This window comes from Nitrospirota bacterium (genome assembly GCA_016212185.1).
GTDB lineage: Bacteria > Nitrospirota > Thermodesulfovibrionia > UBA6902 > DSMQ01 > JACRGX01.
Genome location: JACRGX010000020.1, coordinates 1 through 14851, shown reverse-complemented (window position 1 = coordinate 14851; position 14851 = coordinate 1). Strand labels below are relative to the sequence as shown.

Below are 14851 nucleotides of genomic sequence, written 5' to 3'. Positions count from 1 at the left end.
TCTAAATTTCAAATCGGTAAAAATCATTTTTGCTTTAAACGCTATTATTTTCAATGTGTTATAATCTTTCATAATCTAAACGTTGGGACAGTAGTGATTAGAAATATAAAATTAAAAAATTTAGGAATTTAAAGATTTTTTTATTTATCCCCCTTGTAAAGTATCAGAGTGCCAAAGATGCCTGACTTGTTTCCTCTGGATCTGAAAATACACCCTCCCCTTCCCGATGCGTCGGGAGAGGGGAGTATACGGAGTTACAACCCCCTCAATCCCCCTTTAGTAAGGGGGAATTTCCCATCATCCCCCATCACTTTTGACAGAAAAATTATCTTTATGGTAAAGTTGAGTAATATTCATTTGATAACAAAGGAGACTTTAATATGCTAAAAGCGCTTGCATTGCCAAAGGTTGAATACATAACTTCACCTGAAGGCAAACCCAAATCTGTTGTACTCAGCATTGAGGACTGGAAGCGAATAAGTGAAACCCTCAAAATAATGTCTAACAAGGCATTAATGCAGTCTATCCGGCGCGCAAAGCATCAGTTGCGCACTAACACTAAATTACTTTCCCTCAAAGAGGTACTGGAAAATTTATAAACCATTTTTTACCCCTGAGTTTTTAGAGCAGGCTAAAAAATACCGCCATTTCAAAAACCTGTTTTCAAAAAAGGTGCAGCTCTTATCGCAAAATCCATATACAAACTGCAAAAGCGAGCTTCTTGTCGGAGAACTTAAAGGCACGCGCTCGGCAAGAATCACAAAGTCTTTTAGATTCATTTTCTCTGTTTGTGAAGAATGCCGTGCAAGAAAATTCCAGAACCTTGTCGGCTGTTCTTCACAGCTTTGTGGAACAATGGATGTAAAAACCATAGTCTTTCTCACTGTCGGCACTCACGATAAGGCATATTTATAGGCACTACCAATATCTCCAGCGCTTGTTTATTTGCTGACATTTTTTCTACCCCTGCCTTCATCTCAAATCCACCCCCATTGTAAAGTGTCAGAGTATCAAAGTGTAAGAGTGTCAAAGATGCCTGACCTGTTTCCTCTGGATCTGAAAATACACCCTCCCCTTCCCGATGCGTCGGGAGAGGGGAGTATACGGAGTTACAACCCCCTCAATCCCCCTTTAGTAAGGGGGAATTCACAAACAAAAAAGCTGAGCTTGCCCTGGGTTCTCCCCTTAGGCAGCTCAGCCATGCCGGTTATCCGGTATCTGGTGCTTTCCGCCTCCTGATTGCTCAGGATTTGGCTTTATCTGGAAAGTAATTATACAATTTTACTTTTACACAAATTTACAATCTCAGTTAAGGAAATTTAATATATCTTATAGGTACTATAAGAATTTCTTATAAGCGTTTTACTTAGGCAACTTTGAGCTCTTTATCAAGATGTTTTTTTATCCAGTTTCTTATCAGGGTTGATACATCAACCCCCTTTATTCCTGCAAGCTTTCTCAGCCGGTTAATTGTCGCATCATCAAGCCTCATTTGAAAATTTCTCTTAAGAGCCGGTCTCTCAAAAACGATTTCCTTTGTCTCCTTTAACTCATCAAGATAATCTGCGACACTATGGGTATCCCAAAACTTTCTTTCTTCTGCAACACTTTTAAACTCAGGTATTTTTTTCTTCATTTTTATTTACCTCCCCTCTGATAATATTTTCGTTCTTTTTCGTCCATGCCCCGTGCAGTTATTACTTTAACTCTGCCTTTTAATTTGAAGGCTACAACAATGGTCAAATATCTCCCAGCTAAAGTTTGGGACAATAAAATATATCTTCCCTCCCGTCCCTTTAATATAAGCGAGTTCCCTTCAAAGACTGCTTCTTCAACTTCTGCCGGAGTAATACCATGCCCTGCAATATGATAAACAGATACCTCATCCCAGAGTATCTGGCTTATTCGCATAGTTACATTGTAATGGAATATGCTGATTTTGTCAAATATTGTTTATTACAGAATTTTTGTTATAATTTAGGGGTGAAATTTATAGCCGATTCAATGCTCGGCAGGCTTGCCAGGTGGCTAAGATTGTTAGGCTATGACACCCTCTATTATCCCCGGATTGAAGACACCCTTCTTATCAGAATTGCTCTAAAAGAAGACAGAATTCTCCTCACAAAAGACACGCACCTTGTAAGGAGGCGGTACATGCGGAAATACGCAGAATACAATACGCGTGCAGAGGCAAATAAAACACGAATAACATATTTTTTGTTAAATGAGAACAACCCCTTTGAACAACTCAAAGTCGTAATTAGCGCTCTCAACCTCAAAGATTTTTCTTTGATGAGCAGGTGTGCAGTATGCAACGCCATCATTGCCGGCATTCCAAAGGAAAACGTAAAAGACCTTGTCCCTGAATATGTATATCAAACGTCCGGAACATTCAAACAGTGCCAGGGCTGTAAAAAGCTTTACTGGGAAGGGACGCATCCTGAGAAGTTCAGGAAAAAGCTGTCAGAGATTCTTGGGACTGCTTAGCAGGGAAAATAAAAGATTATCCACTTCATCTATAAGTTTTTTAAACTCCCCCCCATGGCTCTTCGTGTCAGAAAAAAGTTCAGTTCTTATTTTTTGAATTTCCGAGTCATTGCACCCCTTCCTGCCCCCCTCTAACAAGGGAGGGGATATGGGGGATAACTGCCCGTTTTGCAAAGCATGTCTTTCCATGATTAGAAGCTGTTTTGATTTCTCTATAAAAGGAATCAGCAGTTTTTTAATTCGTAATACGTAACGCGTAACGCGTGATGTGTCTTTCTCCTTTAACTCATAGCCCATAACGCATAACGCTTTACGGTCCATTAGTCTTTCTACAATTTCCTTAATCATCACAAATAATGTACAGTATTCAAGCCCCCTTATCCCTCTTCTCCATTGAAGGAGCATGGGGTTTCTCCAGAACCAGAGGAAATTCCGCTCACCGAAAGAAATGAACTCTGCAGTTGCTGTTTCAAGTTCTAATACAAGCTGAGAGGGTTCAAGGGTTCCTGGATTCAAGGATTCAAGTGAATGATTTATTTTTCCCCTTTGACCCCTTGACCCCTTGATTCCTTGACCCCTAAAACAGCTAAGGTATTCCCACAGATTTCTCAAGACTATTTGACCGTTTTCATCATCAGGCGTATCAAAATGTACAAGTGATAATACCACTTTTCCCTTCCCGAATTTGCCTTCTATTATTGCAGGCTCATTCATAAGCCGGGCGGGGTCAAGATTAATCTGATATCTCTTTTCAAGCTCTGCCCAGTTACCGGTTTTATTTACATCACCTATATTTAAGTCGGAACTAAAGGCGTCAGGCAGGGCATCTCCAAAGGTTGCCAGAGTCTTTATCTTTTTGTCTTTCAAAATAAATTGTGAAGGCCAATAAGCGTGGAAGATGTGTGATGGGTAAAAAATCCCCCCACGCCCCCCTTTGACAAAGGGGGGTAATGAGGAATTTGAAATGCCATTCCAAATCGGATGCTCTTTTACATTTAAGCAAATTCTTCCGCTGAAACTCGGAATCCTGTCTTTTGTCGGCTTTCTGGTGACATTCAAAAGCCCGATACCATCCATGATGGCAAGACCTGCGCCTCCGCATAGACCAAGATAATTTCCGCCGGCATCAACAAAATCCCTTATTGCCTTTCTCCCTCTTTCACTAAGAGCCTTGCCTTTGTTTGACGCCCAGCCGCCAGGAACAAAAAACATTTTGTAATTCTTAAGACAGCCTTTTTTAATATCAGCAGACCTTACAAGATCAAATGGCAATCCAAGGTTTTTCAGTACATTATAAGCCATCAGCCCCCATAGAAAAGATTCATCCCAGAAGAAAGCAACAGGAGAAAGTGACGAGTGACGGGTGACGAGTGATAAGCTTTTCGGAAGCAATTTTTCATCCTTCAACCTTCTTCCTTCATCCTTCTTGTTACTTTTTTTTATTCTCATATCCCCTTGGCGTTATCATCCATTTCTCCCAGACATATGTCTGCGAGTTGCCGATTATCACTGTCGTCTGCATATCAATGTCGTGCTTAAGCATATTTTTCAGGTTTGTAATAACTATCTTTTCATTCTCCCTCATTGCGCCTTTTACTATTCCTACCGGCGTCCCTGAATTTCTGTGTTTTGAAATAATTTTCAATGCCTTTTTAATATGCTCCGCCCTTCCCTTGCTCTTAGGGTTATACAGGACAATTACAAAATCAGCCATTGCCGCTGCGTTAAGCCTTTTCTCAATAAGTTTCCACGGGGTCAATCTGTCTGAAAGGCTTATTGATGCAAAATCATGCATAAGCGGCGCGCCAAGCCGCGAAGCACATGCGTTCAAGGCAGAAATACCGGGAACAACCTTAACAACAGGGTTCGAGGATGCAAGCCTGCCTGTCCGGTAGGCAGGGGTTCGAGGGTTTGAGCGGTAAGTTGACTTATTAATTCCTTGACCCCTTGACCCCTTGACTCCTTGACCCCTCAAAACCTCAAACACCAGCCCTGCCATTGCATATATCCCAGGGTCGCCGCCGCTGATAACAGAAACATTTTTGCCGCTTACTGCAAGCTCAACAGCTTTTTTACAGCGGTCTATCTCCTGTGTCATCCCTGTTGAGACAACTTCCTTATCCTTTATCAGTTCTTTAATTAAATCAAGATATGTGCCGTACCCCACAATCACGTCTGATTCTTTTATTGCCCTTTGCGCCTCAGGCGTAATGTGTTCAATATCCCCCGGTCCAATGCCGACAATGTAGAGTTTGGATTTGGGAGCCTGCCTGCCGGTAGGCAAGGTCCGGAGTTTTTCCCCTTGACCCCTGACCCCTGACCCCGGACCCCGGAGGTTAGCTTTCGCCACAGGCAAATTCCCGCTTTTCTGTTTCAGAACCAACAGGTTATCAGTTTCAGCCGCAAGGATTGCAGCCGGCTCTGCCACTCCTTTGGCTCCGGTGGCTTTGTAAGCGGCAGCAGAAAAGTTGAAGGCTAAAGAGCAAAGGTTGGAAATTACCGAGTTAATCTCATCAGGCGTAAATGTGTTAATCTTGAAATTATATTTTTTTGCAAACGCAATTAAGCCAGTTTCTCTGCCTTTTATGTCAATGGTAGCAATTGAATGAATTGATAAAAATGATAAATTGTTTTTCTTTAGAGTTTTTTTAACTGCGCTTTCTATCTCTTCTGCTGAAGTGCCGCTGTTGCACCCGATGCCTATGACGAGATCCTTCGGTCTTAAAAAAAGTTTTGAGAGCAGAACCTGCCGGCCAGCAGGTAAGGCCCTGAGCCCGCCTGCCTTATTGGTAATAATAACATCAGCATCCTTAGGGGCTTTGACCGCTAAAAACTCTGCAGGCAATTTTATCCCTGAAACCTGCTCAACATATACATTCAGCCTGCCATTGTCTATCAGCCTTGTAGAAATCTTAGGGAGCAAATTCCAGTTTTCAATGGCCAGATTATTCCCCTCTGCCCATAAATCCATTGCAGTAAGATTACTTATATCCGATGCCGTTGTTATTACCGGCCTGCCTCCAAAAAAACCTGCGACTTCTTTTGCAATCCTATTTGCACCTCCGAGATGGCCGCTTAAAAGGCTTACCGCATACCTCCCCTTTTCATCCAGTACAACAACTGCCGGGTCTGTTCTTTTATCCTTTATCAATGGAGCTATTGTCCTTACAGCAATGCCTGACGCCATAATAAAGATAAAGGTTTTGTTTTTGTGCCAAAGGCGAACAACGTCTTCTGGTTTAAATTTTAAAACCTGCGTGCCGGGATAAATGACCTTCAGATGTTTTCCAAGATTAAGACCGTTTTTCGTAACATAAAAAACAACAGGGGTTTTAACTTCTGTATCCATGTTTAAAATCCTTATTATAAAGTTTAGACTCCTTTTTTAACTGCTCATCAGGCGCCTTAAGAGACTCTCCCACATAAATCAATGCAGTCTTGGCAATACCGGCATTCCTAACCATCTCTGCAATGTCCTTCAAAGCCCCTTTGACAATCCTTTCATCATGCCATGACACCCTTTCAATCACCGCAACAGGCGTATCTGCCGAATAGCCTTTTAACAATTCATCACGGACTTTTTCTATCATGCCGACGCTTAAAAAAATCACCATTGTCGCATTGTGTCTTGCAAGTTCACCCAGCCTTTCAGCCTCAGGCACAGGCGTTCTTCCTTCAATGCGTGTGAATATTACTGTCTGGCTTATCTCCGGGATTGTAAGTTCCTGCCCTAACGCTGCTGCGCCCGCCATCGCAGAAGACACGCCGGGTACAACTTCATACTCAATTTTTAATTCCCTGAGTTTTTCAATCTGCTCGGATATCGCGCTGTAAAATGACGTGTCTCCTGTATGAAGCCTTGCCACTGTATTGCCTTTTGCTATAGAACCACTCATAATCCTGATTATTTCATCCAGAGTCATTTTAGATGAATCATGCACTTCAGCCTTTATGCCTTTAAGAAGCTCTGGATTTACAAGACTTCCTGCATAAATAACAACATCAGCATTATCAAGAATCCTTCTGCCCTTGATCGTTATAAGTTCAGGGTCTCCGGGGCCTGCGCCAATAAAGTAAACCTTTAAAGTCTGCATCTTAAAAAACCTCCTGCGCTGAAGCTTTCTGGCGCACAAATTCTTTGAGCGCTTCCACTGCCCTGTTAATTTCCTCCGCATCCGGTAAATATCTGACCAGCCTGTTTATATAGTTTCTCTCTAAAAGCAATTTAAATGTGTCTTGAAAATTCAGGTCATAAAGCCATGTCAGTTTCATCAGCTTAAAATCGCACAGCGTTTTTAAAGTTGTATAAGATGGTATTTGTCTTTTGTGAAAACAGGTTAAAATCTCTTTTGAATATTCTGGCGAATCTATAAGACCGAGCCCTGCCGCTGATGCCCTTTTGTCCAGAGGGGTTTCATAGTATTCTATGAAGACTCGCAGAATATCCAGTTTATCAGCATCCCTGATGAGTTTTAAAAAAAGTATCACAGCATCATTATTTAATTTCGGTATTCTAAAGGTATTGTGAAATTTAACTGCCTGAACAATCAAATTCTGTTCTTTTTCCGAAAGCCTTTGAAGGATTTTCTCTTCAATAAGCGTCCTTGCCCCAAGAAGACCGTGGTTAATTGAAATGTTATCTTTAAATGTTTTATATTTCGCATATTGCGGAAACCTCCCTAAATCATGAAAGAGCGCCGTAGTCTCAGCAAGCATCATTGCATTATCATCAAACCCCAGATCTCCTGCTATTTTAATGATATTTACACATACATTATAGGTATGCTCAACCTTTAGTATAATGTTTTGCTGATCCTCCTCATTCTTGAAATAAAAAGATTTTGTAAAAGATGCAAACCAGTTTTTAAAAAAATTTAAATCGTTTCCGTTCATTTTCTTACAATTACCATGGAAAAATAATTCAGGTCTTTTTCTTTTACATCCCTGATATCTTTAAAAATCTTTTCATCCTCCATCCCTGCCCGTGCGATATAAACTGCATTATCCAAAAGATTCATCTCATTCAGGGTTTTTCTGATATCATTAAATACCTTATGCACCTTCATAAGTACTACAGAATCAAAATTCATCAGTGTCTTTGCCAAATCGTCAATATAATTTACAGGAAGTATTGCAATTTTTTCATCAGCAAGACCCAATGATATTTTTGCAGCCGCAGCAGATGCATTAATAGAAGATACGCCCGGAATTATCTCAATATTCAGCGCGGGATTTAATTCAAGAAGGCTGTCAAAGAGATAAAAAAAAGTGCTGTAAACCGCAGGGTCGCCGAGAGTGATAAAAACGACATTAGTCCCCTTGCTAAGCCTGCTTAAGACCGTTTCCACAGTCTGCTGCCACATTGAATTAAGCTCGCAATCTAAAGACCGTGATGCGTCTGTTTTTCTTTGACACTCTGACACTCTGATACTCTGATACTGTCTTTTTGTTTTCCTCATCGGGAAATATGCCTCAATAATCTCCTTACCGTCCAAATTCAAAGCCTTTTTTACAATAGACAATGCAAGGCTGCTTCCCTCTTCTCTGCCCTTGGGAACACAGATGCAATTCACAGTTTTAAGTATTCTTACTGCCTTCATGGTTAGCAGTTCGGGGTCCCCAGGTCCTACCCCTATAACATACAGACGGCCTGTCATTTCAATCTCTTTTCTCCTGTGATTATAAAAATCGGATTTAATGCGCTCATGTGCATCCTGCCGCCGATAAGCCTTGACCTTGACACAGCAACCTCTGAGACCCTTGTTTTAAATCCTTTTGATTCAAGGCCTTTGACTGCCTCATTCAAAGTTTCTATTGTAACGGCATTTATGATAATAATTCCAACCGGCAGTTTTGCAATAAAACTGATTATTCTGCCGAGTCTTCCTCCGCTTCCGCCTATAAAAACCCTGTCCGGAGCCGGTAATCTCTTGAGCGCATCAGGCGCCTCACCTTTAATTATCAAAACATTCGCTGTGTTAAATCTGATTTTATTTTTTTTGATATTACTGATTTGATTCCCATCCTTTTCTATTGCGAAAACTCTTAATGAGGGGAATAGCCTTGCCGCCTCTATTGATATGGAACCTGAACCTGCGCCAATATCCCAGAGCACTCCATTTTGAGGAAGTCTCAGTTTATGAATAGCAATTGCCCTTATCTCATCTTTTGTTATAAGTCCTCTTGAATGGACTATTTCGTCTTCTTTCATTCCAAAATCTATTTTATAATCTTGTACCTTGCTACTTGACCCCTGCCCCTCTATTATCACTACATTCGGCTCCCTGAATCTCATTTTTGCGATTTTTTCAGGCGTGCCCTTAATGATTTTCTCATCAGGATAGTCGAGTCTTTCGCAGACAAACATCGTTAAGGATGAATAATGAGGGATGAAGGATGAGGTAAGTTCCTTTGCAATTACCGACGGGTTGTTCACCTTATCTGTAAGAATAGCAATCTTGTTATGCTTTTCTAAAAGCATTTGGATATCCTCAAGTCCATTTTTCAGTTTCCTTCTTTTTTTAGGGTCAGGTCCGCCGTGGAGGCTCATTAAAAAAGCATCGCTCCACACTTCTTTAATCCTTGAAAATGCCAATTGTATGCTTGAAAGGTCGGGCAGAATTTCCACCTTATCCCTTCCGAATTCTTCTACAAGCCTTCTGCCGATTCCAAAGAACATAGGGTCGCCTGAGGCAAGAAGGACGATGGGGCGTAATGCGTGAGGCGTAATGCGTGATGTAAGTAAACCCTTTATAAAACTTAATGTCTCATCCACATTATTTATTACTTTAACCCTATCCTTAATTTTTTTGAATTCTTGATAGCGCTTAAAAACTTCAAAAAGTCTCTTGGATGCAAGTATTATTTCAGAGTTAAAGATAATTTCCTGCGCCTTTTTATCAAGAGGTTTATAACCGATTCCGATGGCATAGATTTTAATCACAGCTTATTATAACCTCTCCATCGTACGATACAAGATGTCCAATCACGGATATTCCACCCATAATTCCCTCTGCATATTTTTTTGCTGCGGAGCTGACTTTTGAGAAAATGGATGAAGGATAAAGTCTGGGGGATGAATTAATGCAATCAAAGATTTCATGGGCAGTATTAAACTCGCCATCCAATAATCCTTGACCCCTGCCTACCGAGCAGGCAGGCTTGACCCTTGACCCCTGACCTTTGCTACTTACACATTGTCCCTGTTTTCTCAGAAATTCCACCGTCTGTTTTAAATCAATCGCCCCGTGCCTCACATGCGTCTGAGGCGTTGCCATGGCAATCTTAAGCATCTTCGCCCATTGTGCACAGAGATGAATTTTCCCGAACCTGTGTTTTTTTGCCTCAAGAAGTGAAAACTCAAGGTAATCTCCCATCATTACATAACATTCTTCAGGAAAATTGAATTTCATCATATGCGCCTTTTCTGAAGTTCGTCCACTTGAAAGAACAATCTCCCGATGCCCCATTGCCCTCGCTACATCCATAGAAGAGGTGATTGTCGCTGTCCATGCCTCAGTGGATACGGGTTTAACAATGCCTGTTGTGCCAAGAATTGATATGCCGCCAACAATACCCAGTCTGTGATTAAGGGTTTTTTTTGCCAGTTCTTCGCCATTTATAACAGAAATAGTTACTTCAAGGTTTCGGAGTTTAGAGTCTTTTTTATCTGTCAACTCATAACTCCTAACTCTTAACTCACAACTATCTTTAATGGCTTCCATCACCGCCTCCTCAATCATCTTCCTCGGTACAGGGTTTATCGCCGGCTCGCCGACAGGGACAGCAAGCCCGGGCTTAGTGACAATGCCTACGCCTTTGCCGCCGCTTATAAAAATCCGTGTCTTTTCTGACCCCTTACCCCTTACCCCTGACCTTTGCAGTCTCACTTCCGCAACTATCTCCGCTCCGTTTGTCACATCCGGGTCATCACCGGCATCTTTGATTACAGAAGCCCGCACAATTTTATCCTGCATCCTGTATCCTGTATTGTGAATTTTAAACTTGTGCCTGCTTCCATCCGGGAAGGGAATTTTAACATCAGTAAGGCGTAACGCGTGACGAGTGACTGGTTTGCCGTTTGATTTTTTTCCAATAACGCATAACGCATTACGCATCACAAGTAATGCTGCCGCCTTTGCCGCTGCAGCGGCACATGCGCCTGTTGTATAGCCCGACCTTAAATTCTTTTTCATATTTACTTAAACTGATACTCATAATGCATCTGATCAAGAGAGCCTTCCCTTAAAAGATATTTCACCTTGTCTTCAGCTATTATTTTAAACGCATATTTTATTATCTCTTTGTAAAACTCGCAAAATGCCGCTTTTTGGTATATATTGCCGCGTGCATGCATTTCTGCAGGGCAAGGCGAGCCGCAAATATGCCTGAAATTGCAGGTATTGCACTCGTCAATCTTCTCCACGATCCTTGTTCGTATTTTTTTGAATGGCTTTGAGCTCATCGCCGAAGATATTGATGTTTTAAAAATATTCCCTCCGGAAAACTCCTTCATGCTGATGAATTCTCCGCAGGGCACCATACTGCCGTCAGCAGTGACAGTCAGAAAAGTTCTGCCCCCGCCGCAGGGAGATATATCGCACATCATGCGTCTGGCAGTCGGCGATATTATCGCCAAAATAACATTGGCAAAATTTCCCACAACAATCTGCCGTCCTGATTTTCGTGACAGGTTTATTGCAGTCTCAACGGCATGAATTAAATTTTTTGCAAACAGCATATCGTCAGGCTTTAAATTAACTGCACGCCTTTGTGTAAGCCTGACCGGGTTGAGCAGTACACAAGGGACTTTTTTCTTGTGAAGAAATTTCACAAGCTCAGAGAGCCTGTCAACATTGTACTTGGTAACCGTGCATATAACATTCAATCCTTCATATCCTGCAAACCAGTCCAATGCCTGCACAGCCTTTTTAAAATTTCCTCCGCCTTTTGCAGTCACTCGTGAACAATTATTAATATCCGCCCTTGCGGCATCAAGAGATATTCCAATTCCAATTCTGTGCTTTTTTATAAACCCTACGTCCTCTTTTTTAAGCAGCAATGCATTGGTCTGAATACCAAAGAGGAATTTATTGTGGTATTTCTTTATGGCATCAAAAAGAATATTTTTTACAAGCAACGGTTCAGCAGCATGAAAAACTATCACAGGTTTTTTCTTTATGTTTTTAAAATGCTCTTCTATCTTTGCCAGCGCCTTGTCCAGATCCTCAGCAGTCATCTGTGAGCCCTGCTTCCTTATCTTTGAAGGAATATAACAATAAGGACAATTGGCATTACACCTGTCAGTCGGGTCAATATATATACAGTTCAAGTCTGCATTGAATCTGAAATTATGAAGTTCCGTATCAAGGTGTTTCCTCTCCTTTTTGTAAAGGTCCATCAGGTTGTCCGGCAAAATGAATTTTCCGTTATCTCTTGGAATAATTCCCCAAAAAACATTATCAGGGTCCAGCGCCAGTTTCCAGTCGGCGTCGATGTTGGAAAATGAAAGTCCACGGGTGTTTTTCATTAGTTTTTGCTCTCCTTTTATTATAGTTATATCTGTTGCGTGACTACAGTCGTCATTGCGGCTTGTCCGCAATCCTTCTCAAGGAAAGATTCCAGACAAGCTGGAATGACAATAAAATATGGATTCCCGTTTTCACGGGAATGACGATAAATTTTGTAAGGGCGGGTTTAAAACCCGCCCCTACACAGATTTACAAAGGCATCTTTTTCTTCGGAACGTCGCCATACATCACAAAATGGGTCAGGCCGTTAGCTGTTTGCACACATTTCATGTGATAAGAAATGGTCTTCATCTTCGCAGCCGTTTTCTTCTCAGCCTTCTTTGTCTTATTCAAAAATTATCACCTCCTTTCTTTAACAGTTTCAAAAATCTTTTTATCCTAAATTTTGAATTTTTAGTTTTTCATTTTGCATTGTTTTTAATATCTCCCTTCTTGCCTCACCTATGGTAAGGGGAATGCGGGCAAAGTGTATTTTATCTTCATGCTTAAGTTTGTAAATCAGCTCTGCAATCTGTGGAAGCCTCAGTTTGACATCAGCCATATCCCCCGGCGCACTAAAAACCTCTTCAGGGATACCGCCCCTCGTAATCCTGCCCTTACTTAGAATATAAAGTCTATCAAGGAAAACAGGTACAAGGTCAACACTGTGTGTTGCCATGACAATCGTTACGCCATTTTCCTGATTAAGCCTTCTAAGAAGTTTCATCATTTTATACTCACCCATGGGGTCAAGACCGGCAGTCGGCTCATCAAGAAGCAGTATCTCATGACCCATTGCAAGCAGCCCTGCAATACAAGCCCTTTTTCTTTGCCCGAAACTCAGGTTATGGACTGATTTTCTTTCCAGCCCTGTCAATTCAACTTCCTCCAGGGCAGCCATAACTCTTTGTTCTACTTCTTTGAAATTAAACCCCATATTCAAAGGGCCAAAGGCAACATCCTCAAAAAGAGTCGGCGCAAACAACTGATCGTCAGGATTCTGAAATACAAGCCCGACCTCTCTGTATATTTCTTTGGAAGTAAGATTTTTTATTTCAACCCCGTCAAGCTGCACACTACCCTCAAAGTTCTTCATAAGCCCGTCCATTACCCGCAAAAGTGTTGTCTTACCGGAGCCGTTAGCGCCGAGAAAGCCGACAAATTCTCCCCTATGTATATTCAGATTTATGCCCGACAGCGCCTGAGTGCCGTCAGCATATCTGTAAAAAACATCTTTAACTGATAAAACAGCCTCTATCTGTGTTCTGTGCTCTGTGTTCCATGTTCTTTTCAAATCATCCATACCACACCCGCAAAAATAATAAATACCACAGCGATAGCAAGTTCGCCAAATCTCAGGGGATAATTTTTGAGCAGAGGCATATCACCTGTATAGCCCCGCTGTATCATTGCCTCCGAGGTCTTCTGACTCTGGTCAAAACCCCTTATAACAAGAGACCCTGCGAGCACACCGAAGGACTTCATCCCTTTTCTTATTCCTGCATAACCGAGACGGTTTTTTTGTGCATTATAGATAGTAAGTCCTTCTTCAAGAAATACAAAAATATACCTGTAAGCAAACATCATTATCTCAATAAACTGTTTGGGAATCCTAAGCCATGAAAGTCCGGCCATAATTTCAGTAAACGGAGTTGCAAATCCAAGCGTTACAACAAGCGAGACTCCGCCGATTATCCTGCTTGCAATCCTGATTCCGTCAATTAATCCATCTCTGTGACCAGTCAGTTCAAGCCCCATGACATTGAAGGAAAACATGGTTTCATTGCCTGTAAAAAGCAGCTTCAGCAGCAAGACCATCCCGGCAAGAAACAAGGGCTCCGCAATTCTTGTAAGGATAATGCGCGTCGGCGCCTTCATTATCCGGCAGACGAGAAAACACCCTGCTGCTATAAACAGCGGAAACAGTATTCCCTTGCTGCTTATGACCATCATAAGAAGCGCAAGTACAACAATCAGCTTCACCCTTGCATCAACTTTTGAGAAGCTATGCTCTTTTTGAAAATGTTCAGAAAAAATTTCCATTTGTTTTCTTATCTACCCCTCACCTTCTCCCCAAAGCATCGGGAAAGAGGAAGTAACGTGGAAGGTGATAATATGCTACGCTCCTTTTGTCAGTGTTCTGTCCTCTGTGTTCTGTGCTCTGTTAACCTCCTCCAGTAATATCCTGCTGCAAATCCGCCAACTGCGCCTGCAAACAGAAAAACAAAAAGAAGCAAATCACCCTGATCCGTATTTATTATTGGATTTCTTGCAGCCCTGCCGTGCTCTTCCGCGTATTTCTCCACAACCGATTCGTCAACGCCGCCCCATTTGTCAGCAGCAGTGACGAGTGACAAGTGAGGGGGAATGAGCAACAGAAATAATATAAGAAAAAAATAAATAACAAATATCTTCCCCGATCTTGTCATTCCGGCTTGTCCGGAATCTTTCCTATTTGTCCGGAATCTCACAGAAGGATTGCCGACAAGCGGCAATGACGGGTTCGTGTATTTTTTTGTGTAGTTATTGAGTTTTTTCATACCGCCTCCCCTGCCTTTACCACGCCCATCTTCACAAGCAAGTCAGGTCTCTTCTTATAAAGCAGTACGACCATGCCTGCTGTCATTGCGCCTTCAAGGATTCCTAACGGTAGTTGTGTCGGGATGAAGGCTATCAGGATTTTCCAAAAAAGAGGCATGAATGGTGAATCTCCCCGTATGCCTGACGCAAGTTCAATGGATGTAGTGGTGTATGTTGCCCAGTCTGCAAGAATACCTGCCATAAAACCTGCAATCCAAAGATTAGCCTTTAACGCCCTCAATCCCCTGAATGTCAGGTATCCTGCAAACGATCCT

The 14851-nt window shown here is 41.8% G+C and carries 17 protein-coding genes, 1 pseudogene and 1 riboswitch; of the genes and pseudogenes, 3 read left to right on the top strand and 15 right to left on the bottom strand.

Going from position 1 to position 14851, the window contains the following annotated elements; translation table 11 throughout:
- Positions 1-380: 380 nt before the first annotated feature.
- Both HZA10_01830 and HZA10_01825 read left to right on the top strand, forming a co-directional pair.
- Positions 381-599 carry a type II toxin-antitoxin system prevent-host-death family antitoxin gene (locus HZA10_01830; protein MBI5195042.1) on the top strand — a complete coding sequence of 73 codons (219 nt, stop codon included), beginning with the start codon at positions 381-383 and terminating at the stop codon, positions 597-599.
- Between the two features lie 73 nt (positions 600-672).
- Positions 673-915, top strand: a complete 243-nt coding sequence (locus tag HZA10_01825) for a hypothetical protein (protein MBI5195041.1) — start codon at positions 673-675, stop codon at positions 913-915.
- 270 nt (positions 916-1185) lie between these two features.
- A riboswitch (cyclic di-GMP riboswitch) is annotated at positions 1186-1265 on the bottom strand.
- Positions 1266-1366: 101 nt separating this feature from the next.
- Here HZA10_01825 and HZA10_01820 read toward each other — a convergent pair.
- Both HZA10_01820 and HZA10_01815 read right to left on the bottom strand, forming a co-directional pair.
- The gene (locus HZA10_01820) at positions 1367-1636 is read right to left on the bottom strand and encodes a hypothetical protein (protein MBI5195040.1); all 270 of its coding nucleotides are present in this window, start codon (positions 1634-1636) and stop codon (positions 1367-1369) included.
- Between the two features lie 2 nt (positions 1637-1638).
- Complete coding sequence (locus HZA10_01815) at positions 1639-1911, bottom strand: BrnT family toxin (GenBank protein MBI5195039.1); 273 nt, start codon at positions 1909-1911, stop codon at positions 1639-1641.
- Between the two features lie 72 nt (positions 1912-1983).
- Here HZA10_01815 and HZA10_01810 point away from each other — a divergent pair, with 72 nt between their 5' ends.
- Positions 1984-2487, top strand: a complete 504-nt coding sequence (locus tag HZA10_01810; GenBank protein ID MBI5195038.1) for a Mut7-C RNAse domain-containing protein — start codon at positions 1984-1986, stop codon at positions 2485-2487.
- On the opposite strand, the gene HZA10_01805 is transcribed toward HZA10_01810, so the two are convergent.
- From HZA10_01805 to HZA10_01745, 13 genes and pseudogenes are all read right to left on the bottom strand, one after another.
- Complete coding sequence (locus HZA10_01805) at positions 2464-3936, bottom strand: hypothetical protein (GenBank protein ID MBI5195037.1); 1473 nt, start codon at positions 3934-3936, stop codon at positions 2464-2466. The genes HZA10_01810 and HZA10_01805 overlap by 24 nt on opposite strands.
- The gene (locus tag HZA10_01800; GenBank protein ID MBI5195036.1) at positions 3917-5836 is read right to left on the bottom strand and encodes a cobalamin biosynthesis protein; all 1920 of its coding nucleotides are present in this window, start codon (positions 5834-5836) and stop codon (positions 3917-3919) included. The genes HZA10_01805 and HZA10_01800 overlap by 20 nt, the downstream gene beginning before the upstream one ends.
- The gene (gene cobM / locus HZA10_01795) at positions 5820-6581 is read right to left on the bottom strand and encodes a precorrin-4 C(11)-methyltransferase (protein MBI5195035.1); all 762 of its coding nucleotides are present in this window, start codon (positions 6579-6581) and stop codon (positions 5820-5822) included. Before cobM ends, HZA10_01800 begins: the two co-directional genes overlap by 17 nt.
- 1 nt (position 6582) lies before the next feature.
- A complete protein-coding gene (locus HZA10_01790) occupies positions 6583-7380 on the bottom strand; it encodes an HD domain-containing protein (GenBank protein MBI5195034.1) in 798 nt (265 codons plus the stop codon).
- Positions 7377-8144, bottom strand: a complete 768-nt coding sequence (gene cobI / locus HZA10_01785; protein ID MBI5195033.1) for a precorrin-2 C(20)-methyltransferase — start codon at positions 8142-8144, stop codon at positions 7377-7379. The genes HZA10_01790 and cobI overlap by 4 nt, the downstream gene beginning before the upstream one ends.
- The gene (gene cbiE / locus HZA10_01780; GenBank protein ID MBI5195032.1) at positions 8141-9430 is read right to left on the bottom strand and encodes a precorrin-6y C5,15-methyltransferase (decarboxylating) subunit CbiE; all 1290 of its coding nucleotides are present in this window, start codon (positions 9428-9430) and stop codon (positions 8141-8143) included. Before cbiE ends, cobI begins: the two co-directional genes overlap by 4 nt.
- Positions 9423-10682 carry a cobalt-precorrin-5B (C(1))-methyltransferase gene (locus tag HZA10_01775; protein ID MBI5195031.1) on the bottom strand — a complete coding sequence of 420 codons (1260 nt, stop codon included), beginning with the start codon at positions 10680-10682 and terminating at the stop codon, positions 9423-9425. Before HZA10_01775 ends, cbiE begins: the two co-directional genes overlap by 8 nt.
- Positions 10683-10684: 2 nt before the next feature.
- Positions 10685-12016, bottom strand: a complete 1332-nt coding sequence (cbpB, locus tag HZA10_01770; GenBank protein ID MBI5195030.1) for a peptide-modifying radical SAM enzyme CbpB — start codon at positions 12014-12016, stop codon at positions 10685-10687.
- 190 nt (positions 12017-12206) lie between these two features.
- The gene (locus HZA10_01765) at positions 12207-12350 is read right to left on the bottom strand and encodes a hypothetical protein (protein MBI5195029.1); all 144 of its coding nucleotides are present in this window, start codon (positions 12348-12350) and stop codon (positions 12207-12209) included.
- Positions 12351-12390: 40 nt separating this feature from the next.
- A complete protein-coding gene (locus HZA10_01760; GenBank protein ID MBI5195028.1) occupies positions 12391-13299 on the bottom strand; it encodes an ATP-binding cassette domain-containing protein in 909 nt (302 codons plus the stop codon).
- A complete protein-coding gene (gene cbiQ / locus HZA10_01755) occupies positions 13287-14039 on the bottom strand; it encodes a cobalt ECF transporter T component CbiQ (GenBank protein ID MBI5195027.1) in 753 nt (250 codons plus the stop codon). Before cbiQ ends, HZA10_01760 begins: the two co-directional genes overlap by 13 nt.
- Positions 14040-14128: 89 nt before the next feature.
- Positions 14129-14338, bottom strand: a pseudogene (locus HZA10_01750) (cobalamin biosynthesis protein CbiM).
- A gap of 194 nt (positions 14339-14532) precedes the next feature.
- Positions 14533-14851: energy-coupling factor ABC transporter permease (locus tag HZA10_01745; GenBank protein MBI5195026.1), on the bottom strand; the 319-nt coding region annotated here is incomplete at its 5' end.

What these genes read in the sequence shown, in the direction of transcription:
- cbpB (MBI5195030.1), bottom strand. Translation starts at nt 12,016, where the DNA reads ATGAAAAACACCCGTGGACTTTCATTTTCCAACATCGACGCCGACTGG.
- cbiQ (MBI5195027.1), bottom strand. Translation starts at nt 14,039, where the DNA reads ATGGAAATTTTTTCTGAACATTTTCAAAAAGAGCATAGCTTCTCAAAA.
- HZA10_01815 (MBI5195039.1), bottom strand. Translation starts at nt 1,911, where the DNA reads ATGCGAATAAGCCAGATACTCTGGGATGAGGTATCTGTTTATCATATT.
- HZA10_01760 (MBI5195028.1), bottom strand. Translation starts at nt 13,299, where the DNA reads ATGGATGATTTGAAAAGAACATGGAACACAGAGCACAGAACACAGATA.
- HZA10_01775 (MBI5195031.1), bottom strand. Translation starts at nt 10,682, where the DNA reads ATGAAAAAGAATTTAAGGTCGGGCTATACAACAGGCGCATGTGCCGCT.
- HZA10_01790 (MBI5195034.1), bottom strand. Translation starts at nt 7,380, where the DNA reads ATGAACGGAAACGATTTAAATTTTTTTAAAAACTGGTTTGCATCTTTT.
- HZA10_01830 (MBI5195042.1), top strand. Translation starts at nt 381, where the DNA reads ATGCTAAAAGCGCTTGCATTGCCAAAGGTTGAATACATAACTTCACCT.
- cobM (MBI5195035.1), bottom strand. Translation starts at nt 6,581, where the DNA reads ATGCAGACTTTAAAGGTTTACTTTATTGGCGCAGGCCCCGGAGACCCT.
- cobI (MBI5195033.1), bottom strand. Translation starts at nt 8,144, where the DNA reads ATGACAGGCCGTCTGTATGTTATAGGGGTAGGACCTGGGGACCCCGAA.
- HZA10_01805 (MBI5195037.1), bottom strand. Translation starts at nt 3,936, where the DNA reads ATGAGAATAAAAAAAAGTAACAAGAAGGATGAAGGAAGAAGGTTGAAG.
- HZA10_01800 (MBI5195036.1), bottom strand. Translation starts at nt 5,836, where the DNA reads ATGGATACAGAAGTTAAAACCCCTGTTGTTTTTTATGTTACGAAAAAC.
- HZA10_01820 (MBI5195040.1), bottom strand. Translation starts at nt 1,636, where the DNA reads ATGAAGAAAAAAATACCTGAGTTTAAAAGTGTTGCAGAAGAAAGAAAG.